Consider the following 13,267-nt stretch of genomic DNA (forward strand, 5'->3'; position numbering starts at 1 on the left):
GGGCGGTGCGTCGCGTCCGTGCGGGTGCGTCGTGGCTTGTCGCGCAGTTCCCCGCGCCCCTGGGGGGGTGCCGCTTGCGGTGCCGACGCTGCCTGCCGGCACGCTGTGGCTGAGCGCGCAGTTCCCCGCGCCCCTGGGGGGTTGCCGCTTGCGGTGGCCTGGCAGCTTGCAGGCGCGTCTCGGCTGAGCGCGCAGTTCCTCGCGCCCCTTGGGTGCTTGCCCTCTGCGAGGAGGGTGAGCGTTTTTCGGGGGCGCGGGGAACTGCGCGACAAGCCACGATTCGCCCGCAGGCGACCGTCCCTCGCAAAGGGGCAGTCACCCGGGGGCGCGGGGGGCGCGGCGTGGGGGGTGGGGGTGGCGCCCGGGGGCGGCCGTAAGGTGCGGGGGTGAGGATCGGGATGGTGGCCGCGCTCGGCGCAGCCGTTTGTTTTGGGGTGGCCTCCGTACTGCAAGCGATGGGCGCCCGCGCCGCCGAGCCCGGCAGCGGGTCGGGCGTGGACACCCGCCTGCTGGCCCGTGCGCTGGCTCAGCGCACGTACGTCGCCGGGCTCGCCCTCGACGGGCTGGGCTTCGCCATGGAGCTGGCGGCACTGCGGGCGCTGCCCATCTACGCGGTCGGCGCCGCCCTCGCCGCGAGCCTGGCGGTGACCGCGCTCGCCGCGACCCGCCTGCTGCACGTCACGCTCGACCGCGTCGAACGCTCCGCCGTGGGCCTGGTCTGCGGTGGCCTCGCGCTGCTCGGGCTGGCCTCGGGCAGCGAGGGGGACGGGCACGGCAGTACGGCGCTGCGGTGGGGCACCCTGGCGGCGGCCGGCGCGGTGCTGCTGGTGGGCGCCGCGGCGGGGCGGCTGCCGGGCCGCTCCCGGGCCGCGGTGCTCGGTCTGGGCGCCGGCCTCGGCTTCGGCGTGGTCGAGGTCGCGGTGCGGCTGGTGGACGGCGTGACGGGCCCGCCGCTGTATGCCCTGCTGCTCGGCGGCGGCGCCGCCTTCCTGCTGCTGACCTCGGCGCTGAGCCAGGGCTCGGTCACCACGGCGACCGCGGGAATGGTCGTCGGGGAGACGATCGGCCCCGCCCTGGTCGGCGTCCTGGCCCTGGACGACCGGACCCGCCCGGGCTGGGCCCCGGTCGCCGTCATCGGTTTCGCCCTGGCCGTGGTGGGCGCCCTGGTGCTGGCCCGCTTCGGCGAAGGCGGCGCTACGGCCGCGTCGCCGGCGACATCCGGCATGTGACGCCGATGCGGTTCCAGGCGTTCATCGCCACGCCCATGGCGATGAGCCGCGGCAGTTCGTCCTCGTCGAACAGCTTGGCGGCCTCGTCGTAGACGTCGTCCGGCACCCCGTGGGCGCCCAGTCGCGTCATCGCCTCGGCGAGCGCCAGCGCGGCGCGTTCGCGGGCGGTGAAGAAGGGGGTCTCGCGCCAGACCGTCAGGCCGTACAGCTTCTGCTCGGTGACGCCGGCCGAGCGGGCGTCGGCGCTGTGCTTGTCGACGCAGTAGGCGCAGCCGTTGAGCTGCGAGGTGCGGATCCTGACGAGTTCGCGGACCTCCGGGTCCAGGCCGCAGGCCGCGGCCTTGTCGAGGGCGGACATCGCCTGGTAGAAGTCCGGCGCCCTGTCGTTCAGGTCGATCCGGCGTACCGGTGCGGGAACGGCTGCGTCAGCCGGGGGAATCGTGGTCATGCAGCCACCGTACGCACGAAGTGGCACCGCGCCATGGTCCACTTGAGGCATGAACACCTGGGCCACTCCGCAGCGCGGCAGCGGCGGTTACGACCTGCTGCTCGACCTGGCCGGGCAGCGTACCCGGGCCGGCATCGAGGAGGCGCTGCGCGCGGCCGTCCGCGACGGGCGGCTGGCGCCCGGCACCCGGCTGCCGTCCAGCCGGGTCCTCGCGCACGACCTGGGCCTGGCCCGCAACACCGTCGCCGACGCCTACGGCCAGCTGGTCGCCGAGGGCTGGCTCACCGCCCGGCAGGGCTCGGGCACGACCGTCGCCGCGCGGCCCGCCGTCCCGCTCCGCCGCCCCGTCCCGCCCCCGCAGGACCGGCCGCGTATCGCACCGTCGGACGTCGTACCGCACCCCAGCGGGCTGCCCTACGTGCTGTGGCCCGGGTCGCCCGACCTGTCGTCCTTCCCGCGCACCGCCTGGCTGCGGGCCGCCCGGCGCGCCCTCACCGCCGCACCCAACGAGGCGTTCGGCTACGGCGACCCGCGCGGCCGCCCCGAACTGCGGGCCGCGCTGGCCGGCTACCTCGCCCGGGTCCGCGGCGTCCGCACCGACCCTGACCACCTGGTCATCTGCTCCGGTTACACCCAGGCCGTCGGCCTGCTCGCCCGCGCCCTGTACGCCCGCGGGGCGCGGAGTGCCGCCGTCGAGGCGGTCGGCCTGCCCGACACCCCGACGGTGCTGCGGGCGAACGGGCTCGACCCCGTACCGCTCCCGGTCGACGCGGACGGCGCGCGCGTGGCGGACCTCGGCCCCGGCGTCCCCGCGGTGGTGCTCACGCCCGCGCACCAGTTCCCCCTGGGGGTGCGGCTGTCCCCGGAGCGCCGCACGGCCGTCGTCGCCTGGGCCAGGTCCACCGGCGGGATCGTCGTCGAGGACGACTACGACGGGGAGTTCCGCTACGACCGGCAGCCCGTCGCCGCCTTGCAGGCGCTCGCCCCCGACCACGTCGTCTACGCCGGCACCGCCAGCAAGAGCCTGGCGCCCGCTTTGCGGCTGGCCTGGCTCGCGGTGCCGCCGCACCTGCTGGACGCGGTGGTGCGGGAGAAGCGGCTGGCCGATCACCTCTCGGCGGTGATCGACCAGTTGACGCTCGCTGAGTTCATCAGCTCCGGGGCGTACGACCGGCATGTGCGGCGTATGCGGGTGCGCTACCGCGCGCGGCGGGACCGGGTCGTGGAGATGCTGGCGCTGCGCGCGCCCGGCGTGCGGGTGTCCGGCATCGCGGCCGGCCTGCACGCGGTGCTCGACCTGCCGGCGCAGGGTCCGCCGCTCCGCACTGTGCTCGGCCGGGCGCAACGCCTGGGCCTCGCCGTCCCCGGCCTCTCCGCCTTCGGCGCGGCGCCCGACCACCCGCCCGCCCTCGTCGTCGGCTACGCCACACCCCCGGACCACGCCTTCTCGACGGCGCTCAGCCTGCTCTGCGACGCGCTGGCCGCGGGGGCTTGAGGGGGGTGCCACTTGCGGTGGCGTCGCCTCCTTCCCGCCGTCGTGGCGTGTCGCGCGGTTCCCCGCGCCCCTGGGAAACGGACACCCTCGGCACGGAAGGCTAAGGGGCCGAGTCCTTGACGTTGGGGGAGATGGCGTAGGCGTGGGTCGGGGAGGTGGAGTGCGGGGGGTTGGACTTGGTGGTGACGTGGCCGGACGCGTCGACGCCTATCACGTCGTCGAACTTGCTCACCGGCGCGCACTCGCCCTTGTCGCTGCCCAGCTGCGAATTCGCCCCGTTCAGCGCTGACTTCTGGTCTGCGGCGGACGCGGCCACCTTCCCGCCGGGGAAGGTCGTGCCGGTCGGCCAGTCCGCGCCGAGCAGCAGGACGATGCCCGTGGCGGAGGCGGACTGCTTGACGGCCGCCGACGGCAGGCCCAGCGCCTTGGCGACGCTCTGCGCCTGCGCCTGCTGCCCCGCCGGGTAGGTCAGGGAGGTCTTCGTGGACGACGGGCCGTCACCCGAGGTGGTCTGCTTGCTGAAGCCGCGGTCGACCAGCTCCGCGGCTATCGCCGCGGCCCGGCCGGTGACCGTCGTACCGTTGTGGACCTGCACCGCGATGGACGACGGCGGGACCGTGGGGGTGGCGGAGGGCGCCGTCTTGCCGCCGTGGGCCGTGGTCAGGGACTGGTCCTGCGCGATGGTCTTGAACAGCGTGGTCGCGCCCGGGTTGACCAGGTGGGTCTCGTAGGCGCCGTTCACCTTGGCGTCGGCGGTCTGCAGGGTGGCGAAGGTGATCCGGTTGGTCGGCACCTTGTTGAGGTCGGTGCCGAGACCGATCAGCTTCGTGGCGGAGTCCAGCGAGTTGTCGACGGTCAGCGCCCTGGTCGCCGCGTTGGCGATCTTCCACATCTTGCCCGGGCTGGTCAGCGTGCCCTGGTCCTTGAGCTTGTTGAGCAGCGCGGTGAGGAAGATGTGCTGGCCGAACGTCCGGCCGCGGCTGTCGCTGGAGTCGCCGAAGCCGTGCCGGGTGCGCAGGAACTGCAGGGCCGCCTGGCCCTGGAGGACGTGCGCGCCCTTCTTGAGCTTGAGGTGGCTGTAGGGGTCGTACACGTTTGCGGAGACGCAGACGTTGACGCCGCCGACCGCGTTGGACATGTCCACCACGCCGGAGAAGTCGACCATCATGAAGTGGTCGATGGGTATGCCGGTGAGTTCGTGGACGGCCACGACACTGCATCCCGGGCCGCCGGCGAGGGCCGCGTTGATCATCACGTCGTGCTGCGGTCCCATGCTCGCGTGGCCCTTGTCGTGGCAGCCGCTCCAGTCCGCCCTTAGGTCGCGGGGCACGCTCATCACCGTGGCGTTGGTGCGGTCGGCGGATATGTGCACCACCATCTCCACGTCGGCGCGCTGGCCGTTCGCGGTGGTGCAGGCGCCGCCGAGCTTGCAGTCCGCGGCGTCCGTACGGCCGTCCGAGCCGATCACCAGGATGTTGATCGGGGTGCGCCCGAAGGCGTCCGCCTTCTCGTGGCCCGCGCCGTCCTTGCCGTTCGCCGACAGGTCGTCGGACTTGATGTTGCTGTTGAGCTTCCAGTACACGTACCCGGCGGCGCCGCCCGCCAGCAGGATGACGAAGCCCATGACCAGGCCGACGATCTTCACGGCACGCCGGCCGCCGCGCTTCTTGCGCCCCTTGCGGACCGCGGCCCGGCCACCCGGCGGACGGTCCTGCCCCGCAGCGGAGGCGGGGGCGGTACTGACCGCGCCGGCGCTGTGTGCACCGGAGCGCCGCCGGCCGCTGTCGCGCCTGCGTGATCCGTGGGAGGACTCGGTCATGGGTCGGTTCCTTGCGACGTCGGGCCCAGGTCGGACTGGGGCGGCCGACATCTACGACCTGCGAAACGTCACTCAGGTTGCAGTGCGCTTACGATTTTCACATCTTCCTTCCCGGTCCGGCCCACGCGACGGCCCCGTCGCTGACCGGCAGCGACGGGGCCGTGACGCAGATGTGCGCGGGTGCGCGGGTGCGCGGGCGCGCGGGCGCGCGGGCGCGTACCGGTCAGATCAGGCCGAGTTCGCGTACCGCGGCACGCTCCTCCTCCAGCTCCTTCACCGACGCGTCGATCCGCGCCCGCGAGAAGGCGTTGATGTCCAGGCCCTGGACGATCTCGAAGGCGCCGTCCTTCGTGGTGACCGGGAAGGACGAGATGAGGCCGGCCGGGACGCCGTAGGAGCCGTCGGAGACGACGCCCATCGAGGTCCAGTCGCCGTCGGCGGTGCCGTTGACCCAGGTGTGGACGTGGTCGAGGGCGGCGGACGCGGCGGAGGCGGCCGAGGAGGCGCCGCGCGCCTCGATGATGGCCGCGCCGCGCTTGGCGACGGTCGGGATGAACGTGTCGGCCAGCCACTGCTCGTCGGCGACGACCTCGGCGGCGTTCTTGCCCGCGACCTCGGCGTGGAAGATGTCCGGGTACTGCGTGGCGGAGTGGTTGCCCCAGATCGTGAGGCGCTTGATGTCGGAGACGGCCGCGCCGGTCTTCTTCGCCAGCTGCCCGATCGCGCGGTTGTGGTCCAGCCGGGTCATCGCGGTGAAGCGCTCGGCCGGGACGTCGGGGGCGGCGGACTGCGCGATGAGCGCGTTGGTGTTCGCCGGGTTGCCGACCACCAGGACCTTGATGTCGTCGGCCGCGTGGTCGTTGACGGCCTTGCCCTGCGGCTTGAAGATGCCGCCGTTCGCCGAGAGCAGGTCGCCGCGCTCCATGCCCTTGGTGCGCGGGCGGGCGCCGACCAGCAGCGCGACGTTCGCACCGTCGAAGGCGACGTTCGGGTCGTCGGTGATGTCGATGCCGCGCAGCAGCGGGAAGGCGGCGTCGTCGAGCTCCATGGCGGTGCCCTCCGCCGCCTTGAGACCCTGCGGGATCTCCAGCAGCCTGAGCTTCACCGGCACGTCCGCGCCGAGCAGGTGGCCCGAGGCGATGCGGAAGAGGAGCGCGTAGCCGATCTGGCCGGCCGCTCCGGTGACGGTGACGTTGACGGGAGTGCGAGTCATTGCCTTCTCCTGGCCTTTGCTGCGGTCGCTGCGGTCGCGGGATGTGGCCGCTACGGCAGTGGCCCGAGCGGCCCCGAACGCGGATCTCTCGTCGTCAAGAGAGCCACCCGTCAGGCTATCGCGCGCCGCGCGCGCCGTCGGACCGCGGTCGTGTGGCGGCCGTCACCGCGCTGCCGCCCGGATTCAGCCTATGCAGATACCCAGCACGATCAGTCCCAGGCAGAGGCTGGTGTGCGCCGGGCTCGGCGTGGCGGTGGCCGTGGGCGTGGCGGTCGCGGTGGGCGGCGTGGTCGGGGCGCCGGGCACCGACGGGGGTGGCGGCCCGGCCGCCGGGGTCGTCGTGCCCGCGGTCGGCGCGCCGGCGGAGGCGGTCGGGGCCACGGTGGACGGCGGCGCGGACGCGGTGCCGCCCGGGGCGCCGCTGCCCGCGGCCGTACCGCCGCCCTTCCCCGGAGCGCCGGTGCCCGACGCCGGGGCACCGCCCCTGGGCGGCGCGGACGGCACCGGGGCGCCGGTGGCGGTGGTGCTGTCGCCGGTGGGGTCGGCGCCGCGGTCGGGCGTGCGGCCGCTGCCCGTACCCATCAGCACGACGGTGAGCAGCGCGGCCACCGCGACCACGGCGGCGGCGGCGAGCAGGGCGAAGCGCCTGCGGCGGGCGGGCAGGCCGTCCTCCGCGCCGAGCGGGTCGAGCGGGTCCGGCTGCGGCACGGGCTTGCCCCGGCCACGGTCACCCGTACCGGCCGACGCCTTCTCGGCGAGCTTCCACAGGGCGCCGACGCGGTCGTAGTCCGCGCCACTGGCCTGCGCCAGCACCTCGACGGCGGCGAGCGGCGGCACTTTGCGCGCCGTGAGGTAGGCGGACCACGCGCCGGCGGACTCCGCGGTGCGCGCGGCGAGCGCGGGGACGGTCAGGCCGCTGCGGTCCTTCATCCGCCGCAGTTGCGTCGCGAGGCGCCGCATGTCCAGGGGGATTCGGTCCGCCAGCGGCTCCCACTGCCCCATACCGAACCCTTCGTGTCCCGCCGAATACCCAGGGCCACGGTAGAACATCCGTGCCCGCACGGATGTTCTTCACGTCAACTCACTCCGACCCGCGTTCCCTTGTGGTACAACCATGCCCCGCCCACACCCGGCCGCGCAGGTGATTGCCCCTTGCCGTGGCGCCGCCTCTTTCCCGCCACCTCGGCTGGCCGCAGTTCCCCGCGCCCCTGAAAACGCCCACCCTCTGCGCAAGAGGGCACCCCTCAGGGGCGCGAGGAACGGCGCGGGCAACCACGACGGCGGGGAAGAACGCGACGCCACCGCAAGTGGCACCCCCCGAGGGGCGCGAGGAACGGCGCGACCAGCCACGACGCACCGCCGGCCAGCGGCCCACCGCAGGTGGCACCCCCGCAGGGGCGCGAGGAACTGCGCGCGCGCCCACGACGGCGGGGAAGAACGCGACGCCACCGCAAGTGGCAACCCCCCCACCCCCCGGAGGGACGCCGCGGGGAGCTATCCCGCGGCTCACCGCACCGAGAAGTGGATGATGTCCTCAAGGAACGGGATCCGGATCAGCGGGTCCGGCTGGGCCATCAGCGCCAGCAGGATGATGGCGACGCCGAGGATCCCGTACGTGATCACGTCAGTGAACCGGCTGCGCACCGCCAGCATCCCCACCGAGCGCATCCCCCACCGCAGCGCCCCGCCGAGGAGGAGCGCGACGCCGACCACGATCGTGCCGGCGCGGAACGCCCCGATGGCCGTGGTGATGAGGCCGATCACCGCGCCGGCGATCACCACGATGATGGGCCACTGGCGCGCGGGCGCGGGCGCGCCGCCCGAGGCGGCGCGGCCGCCGCCTTCCGGGCGGGCGGTGGAGGTGGTCACGGCGGGGCGGCCGCCGGGGCCGAGGTCACCGGACATGGGCCGCGACCCGTTCCGCAGTCTCCACGACGTTCTGCAGCAGCAGCGCCCGGGTCATGGGGCCGACGCCGCCGGGGTTCGGGGAGAGCCAGGCGGCGACCTCGGCGACTCCGGGGTGGACGTCGCCGACGATCTTGCCGTGCTCGTCGCGGCTCACGCCGACGTCGAGGACGGCGGCGCCCGGCTTGACGTCCTCGGGCTTGACGATGTGCGGCACGCCCGCCGCCGCCACGATGATGTCGGCCTGCCGCAGCTGCGCGGACAGGTCGCGCGTGCCGGTGTGGCACAGCGTGACCGTGGCGTTCTCCGACTTGCGGGTGAGCAGCAGGCCGATGGAGCGGCCTACCGTGATGCCGCGGCCGACGACCACGACGTGGGCGCCGTTGATGGCGACGCCGTGGCGCCGCAGGAGTTCGACGATGCCGTTGGGGGTGCAGGGCAGCGGCGCCGGCACGCCGAGGACGAGGCGGCCGAGGTTCGTCGGATGCAGCCCGTCCGCGTCCTTGGCCGGGTCCATGAGTTCGAGCACCCGGTTGGTGTCGATGCCCTTGGGGAGCGGGAGCTGCACGATGTAGCCGGTACAGGCGGGGTCGTCGTTGAGTTCCCGGACGACCGCCTCGATCTCGTCCTGCGTCGCGGTGTCCGGCAGTTCGCGCTGGATGGAGCCGATGCCGACCTGCGCGCAGTCGCGGTGCTTGCCCGCGACGTACCACTTGCTGCCCGGGTCGTCGCCGACCAGCAGGGTGCCGAGGCCGGGTGCGACACCGCGGGCCTGGAGCGCCTGGACGCGCTCGGTCAGTTCGGACTTGATCGCGGCGGCGGTGGCCTTGCCATCGAGAATCTGGGCGGTCATGGCACCCATACTCCCGGATCGATGCCGTGCGGGACCAATCCGTCCGCTTCCTGTGCACCGTTGACCCTTGCGCCCCCACTGCGCTGGGCCCGACGATGTGGCGGGTCCGTCCCGTCCCTCCCGCTCGCTAAGGAATCCGCACGTGAGTCAGCCACCCGACCCGAGTCCCTACGGCGAGCCGCCGCAGCAGCCCTACGGCCAGCCGCAGCCGCCCGGCATCCCGCAGCAGCCCTACTACGGCCAGCAGCCGGGTTACGGCCACCCGCAGCAGCCGCCGTACGGTGCCTATCCGCCGCCCGGCGGGCTGCCGCCCGGGATGCCGCCGCTGGCGAGCTGGGGGGCCAGGCTGGGGGCGTATCTGCTCGACCTCCTGATGTTCAACCTGGTGCCGACCGGGCTGGTCCTGGCCGGGAACATTCCGTACAACAAGAAGGTGCAGGACGCCAAGACCGCCTGCACCGACCAGGGCATCTCCTCGCAGAACTGCGACCTGCCCCACATGACCGGCTCCCAGCTGACGCTGGTCCTGATCGGTTCCGCCCTCGGCCTCGCCGTGCTCGTCTTCCTCAGCATCCGCGAGGGCAGGACGGGACAGACACCCGGCAAGAAGATCGTCGGCATCCGGCTGCTGCGCGAGGCCGACGGTGCCGCGCTGGGCTTCGGCCGCGCGTTCGGCCGCCGCTGGCTGCACGTCCTGGACGCCATACCGTGCCTGCTCGGCTTCCTGTGGCCGCTGTGGGACGGCAAGAACCAGACCTGGGCCGACAAGATGGTCCACACTGTGGTGATCAAGGACCAGTTCTGAGCGTTCCGGGGTGAGCGGGCCGCTGACACGCACCGAGGCCGTACCCCGTGCGGGTACGGCCTCGGTGTGTACGGCTCCGCGGCGGCGGGTCAGTGGAAGAAGTGCCGGGTGCCGGTGAGGTACATCGTCACGCCGGCCGTGCGCGCCGCCTCGATCACCGCTTCGTCGCGGATCGAGCCGCCGGGCTGCGCCACCGCGCGCACACCGGCCTCGGCCAGCACCTCGAAGCCGTCGGGGAAGGGGAAGAAGGCGTCGGAGGCGGCGTAGGAGCCGGCCGCCCGGTCGGCGCCCGCGCGGGCGACCGCCAGCTTGGCCGAGTCGACCCGGTTGACCTGGCCCATGCCGACGCCGACGGTGGCGCCGTCCTTGGCCAGCAGGATCGCGTTGGACTTCACGGCACGCGACGCGCGCCAGGCGAAGGCCAGTTCGGCCAGTTCGGCGGCGGGCAGCGGCTCGCCGGTGGCCAGCGTCCAATGCGCCGGGTCGTCGCCCTCGGCCTGCAGCCGGTCCTTGACCTGGAGCAGCATGCCGCCCTCGATGGGCTTGTGCTCGGCGACCGCGCCGGGCGCGGTGGCGACCCGCAGCACCCGGATGTTCTTCTTGCGGGCCAGCACCTCGACGGCGCCGTCCTCGTAGTCCGGGGCGACGATGACCTCGGTGAAGATGTCGGCGACCTGCTCGGCCATCGCGACGGACACCGGCCGGTTCACGGCGATCACCCCGCCGAACGCGGACAGCGGGTCGCACGCGTGCGCCTTGCGGTGCGCGTCGGCGACGTCGGAACCGACGGCGATGCCGCAGGGGTTGGCGTGCTTGATGATCGCCACGCAGACGCCCTCGTGGTCGTAGGCGGCCCGGCGGGCCGCCTCGGTGTCCACGTAGTTGTTGTAGGACATCTCCTTGCCGTGCAGCTGCTCGGCGCCGGCCAGGCCGCCGCCGTCGCCGGAGACGTAGAGCGCGGCGGGCTGGTGCGGGTTCTCGCCGTAGCGCAGCGTCTGGCGGCGGGTGAAGACCTCGCCGACGAACTCCGGGAAGGCGCTGTCCTCGTCGGCCGCGTAGCCGTCGACGAACCAGGACGCCACGGCCACGTCGTACGCGGCGGTGTGCTGGAACGCCGCGGCCGCGAGCCGCTTGCGGGTGTGCAGGTCGAAGCCGCCCGCCTTGGCCGCGGCCAGCACGTCGGCGTAACGGGCCGGGCTGGTGACCACGGCGACCGACGGATGGTTCTTGGCGGCGGCACGCACCATCGAGGGGCCGCCGATGTCGATCTGCTCGACGCACTCGTCGTCGCTCGCGCCGGACGCCACGGTCTCGCGGAAGGGGTAGAGGTTCACCACGACCAGCTCGAACGGCGCGACGCCCAGTTCGTCGAGCTGTCGGCGGTGGTCTTCCAGGCGCAGGTCGGCCAGGATGCCGGCGTGCACCCGCGGGTGCAGGGTTTTCACCCGGCCGTCCAGGCACTCGGGGAAGCCGGTCAGCTCCTCGACCGGGGTCACCGGCAGCCCCGCGGCGGCGATCCGGCCGGCCGTCGAGCCGGTCGAGACCAGCTCCACGCCCGCCTCGTGCAGGCCGCGGGCCAGCTCCTCCAGACCGGTCTTGTCGTAGACGCTGATCAGCGCGCGGCGGAAGGGCAGCTTGCCCTGGCGCCCGTCCTGGTCCTGGCCGCGGGTGTCTTCGGCGCTCATGCCGGAATCCGTACCTTTCGTCCTTCGATGCGGTAGCCGTCGCGCGACAGCCGCCCTACGACGTCGACCAGCAGCCGCCGCTCGACGTCCTTGATGCGCTCGTGGAGCGCGTCCTCCGTGTCGTCCGCCCTGACCTCGACCACGCCCTGGGCGATGACCGGGCCGGTGTCGACGCCGTCGTCGACGAAGTGGACGGTGCATCCGGTGACCTTCGCGCCGTACGCGAGCGCGTCGCGTACGCCGTGCGCCCCGGGGAAACTCGGCAGCAGTGCGGGGTGGGTGTTGAGGAACCGGCCGCCGAAGGCCGCCAGGAAGTCCTTGCCGACGACCTTCATGAAGCCGGCCGACACGACGAGGTCGGGCTCGTACGCGGCCGTGGCCCGGGTCAGCGCCGCGTCCCAGGCGGCCCGGTCGGCGTGGTCGCCGACCTTCACCACGAAGGTCGGCAGCCCGGCGCGCGCGGCCCGCTCCAGGCCCGCGATGCCCTCGCGGTCGGCGCCGACCGCGACGATCCTGGCACCGTAGGAGGGGTCGGCGTCGATGGCGTCGAGCAGCGCCTGCAGATTCGTGCCGGAGCCGGAGACGAGGACGACCAGACGGGTCGGGGTGCTGCGGGCGGGAGTGCGGGCGACCACTGGCGGGGCTCTTCTCTCGCTGACGTCGTTCGGATGATCGTACGAGTCGGGGATTGGCCGGATTCCGGGGAACCCTACGAGACCGCCGACCGTCAGCAACGATACCGGCACTCCGCACGGCCCCCACGGGACGGGGGAGCGCGCGCGAGGTAGCGTCTGGCGGGAGCACGGGACTTCGCGCGCGCTGCGCGCGGATGAACGTGATGTATCCGACACCTGCGTCACGTATGACTTGTGGTGCAGGACGGCGTTGAGCCCGGTACTGAGGAGTCGAGCCCAAGGGGATGGCGCATCACATCATGAGCAGCGGCCGTAATCGTCTTGCGCTGCGCGCGCCCGAGGGCGACCAGGAGCAGGACAATCCGTTTGCGCCGCCCCCCGAGGGGGCGCCGGACCGGCCCTGGACGCCCAGGCGGCCCGAGGGATCGCCCGGCACGGATCCGGGCTCGTCCGGCCCGGGCTCCCCGGACGGCGGTACGCCGCCGCCCCCGCCACCCGGACGGCGGCCCGGAGCACCCCAGGCCTGGGGCAGCCAGTGGGGCAACCGCCCGCAGGACGGCCGCGACCCCTACGGCCGCCGCCCCGACCAGGGCCCCAACGGCCCGCAGGGCACCGGCCCGCGCTTCGACCCCACCGACCCCGCGCAGCGGCGCTCCCGCTACGCGCTGGTCTGCGGCGGCTGGGGACTGATCTTCGCCGTCCTCGGCTGGGTCCAGGTCGGCCTGCTGCTCGGGGCGCTCGCCCTCTACTGGGGGATCAGCGCGCTGCGGATGTCCCCGGAGGACCGTGCCGAGGCCCGCGCCACCGCGGCGTCCGCTCTCGCCGACGCCACGCAGACCCCCCGCCCGACCCCGCCGGCCCCGGGCCCGGACGCGCAGCGGTCCTTCAAGACCGCGGCGTGGACCGGGATCATCACCAGCGCGGTGACCATCGCGATCGTCGCGTCGTCCTTCGCGCTGCATCTCGCCTACCGCGATTACTACACGTGCAAGCAGGACGCGCTGACGACGCCGGCGTCGCAGTCCTGCCAGAAGCTCCTCCCGGAGCCGTTGCGAAGCGTCCCGGCCCTCCGCCAATAGCCTGCGGCCGGCTCGTCACACCCCACGGTGGGTGCCCCTTGCGCTGGCGCGCCTGCCCTGCTGCCCGGTGGGGGCCGGTCGCGCAGTTCCCCGCGCCCCTC

General features: G+C 73.7%; 12 protein-coding genes. 4 read left to right on the plus strand and 8 right to left on the minus strand.

Annotation, left to right across the window (positions count from 1 at the left end):
- The first annotated feature begins 398 nt into the window (after positions 1–398).
- Positions 399–1,229 carry a hypothetical protein gene (locus OG702_RS13490; RefSeq protein ID WP_327293219.1) on the plus strand — a complete coding sequence of 277 codons (831 nt, stop codon included), beginning with the start codon at positions 399–401 and terminating at the stop codon, positions 1,227–1,229.
- Here the strand turns inward: OG702_RS13490 and OG702_RS13495 are convergent.
- Positions 1,195–1,677 (minus strand): carboxymuconolactone decarboxylase family protein, encoded by a 483-nt coding sequence (locus tag OG702_RS13495; RefSeq protein ID WP_327289126.1) that lies wholly within the window; start codon positions 1,675–1,677, stop codon positions 1,195–1,197. The genes OG702_RS13490 and OG702_RS13495 overlap by 35 nt on opposite strands.
- Before the next feature lie 49 nt (positions 1,678–1,726).
- On the opposite strand from OG702_RS13495, the gene pdxR reads away from it, so the two are divergent.
- Positions 1,727–3,172: a MocR-like pyridoxine biosynthesis transcription factor PdxR gene (gene pdxR, locus OG702_RS13500; protein ID WP_327289127.1), complete on the plus strand. Its 1,446-nt coding sequence runs from the start codon at positions 1,727–1,729 to the stop codon at positions 3,170–3,172.
- A gap of 100 nt (positions 3,173–3,272) precedes the next feature.
- Here the strand turns inward: pdxR and OG702_RS13505 are convergent, their stop codons facing one another.
- The 5 genes from OG702_RS13505 to OG702_RS13525 all read right to left on the minus strand — a co-directional run bounded on the left by OG702_RS13505 (position 3,273) and on the right by OG702_RS13525 (position 8,962).
- Positions 3,273–4,991, minus strand: a complete 1,719-nt coding sequence (locus OG702_RS13505) for an LCP family protein (RefSeq protein ID WP_327289128.1) — start codon at positions 4,989–4,991, stop codon at positions 3,273–3,275.
- Between the two features lie 223 nt (positions 4,992–5,214).
- Entirely contained in the window at positions 5,215–6,204 is a 990-nt protein-coding gene (locus OG702_RS13510; protein WP_327289129.1) for a malate dehydrogenase, read from the minus strand.
- Positions 6,205–6,387: 183 nt separating this feature from the next.
- Positions 6,388–7,206 carry a helix-turn-helix domain-containing protein gene (locus tag OG702_RS13515; RefSeq protein WP_327289130.1) on the minus strand — a complete coding sequence of 273 codons (819 nt, stop codon included), beginning with the start codon at positions 7,204–7,206 and terminating at the stop codon, positions 6,388–6,390.
- A gap of 504 nt (positions 7,207–7,710) precedes the next feature.
- Entirely contained in the window at positions 7,711–8,109 is a 399-nt protein-coding gene (locus OG702_RS13520; RefSeq protein WP_327289131.1) for a DUF3017 domain-containing protein, read from the minus strand.
- Positions 8,099–8,962, minus strand: coding sequence for a bifunctional methylenetetrahydrofolate dehydrogenase/methenyltetrahydrofolate cyclohydrolase (locus tag OG702_RS13525; RefSeq protein ID WP_327289132.1), 864 nt, complete (start codon positions 8,960–8,962; stop codon positions 8,099–8,101). Before OG702_RS13525 ends, OG702_RS13520 begins: the two co-directional genes overlap by 11 nt.
- A 142-nt stretch (positions 8,963–9,104) precedes the next feature.
- Between OG702_RS13525 and OG702_RS13530 the strand changes: the two genes are divergently transcribed.
- Positions 9,105–9,767: an RDD family protein gene (locus OG702_RS13530; RefSeq protein WP_327289133.1), complete on the plus strand. Its 663-nt coding sequence runs from the start codon at positions 9,105–9,107 to the stop codon at positions 9,765–9,767.
- Between the two features lie 89 nt (positions 9,768–9,856).
- Here the strand turns inward: OG702_RS13530 and purH are convergent, their stop codons facing one another.
- Both purH and purN read right to left on the minus strand, forming a co-directional pair.
- Positions 9,857–11,452 carry a bifunctional phosphoribosylaminoimidazolecarboxamide formyltransferase/IMP cyclohydrolase gene (gene purH / locus OG702_RS13535; RefSeq protein WP_327289134.1) on the minus strand — a complete coding sequence of 532 codons (1,596 nt, stop codon included), beginning with the start codon at positions 11,450–11,452 and terminating at the stop codon, positions 9,857–9,859.
- The gene (gene purN, locus OG702_RS13540) at positions 11,449–12,087 is read right to left on the minus strand and encodes a phosphoribosylglycinamide formyltransferase (RefSeq protein ID WP_327289135.1); all 639 of its coding nucleotides are present in this window, start codon (positions 12,085–12,087) and stop codon (positions 11,449–11,451) included. The genes purH and purN overlap by 4 nt, the downstream gene beginning before the upstream one ends.
- A gap of 284 nt (positions 12,088–12,371) precedes the next feature.
- Here purN and OG702_RS13545 point away from each other — a divergent pair, with 284 nt between their 5' ends.
- Positions 12,372–13,166 carry a hypothetical protein gene (locus OG702_RS13545; protein WP_327289136.1) on the plus strand — a complete coding sequence of 265 codons (795 nt, stop codon included), beginning with the start codon at positions 12,372–12,374 and terminating at the stop codon, positions 13,164–13,166.
- Positions 13,167–13,267 lie beyond the last annotated feature (101 nt).

Source organism: Streptomyces sp. NBC_01198, assembly GCF_036010485.1.
Lineage (GTDB): Bacteria > Actinomycetota > Actinomycetes > Streptomycetales > Streptomycetaceae > Actinacidiphila.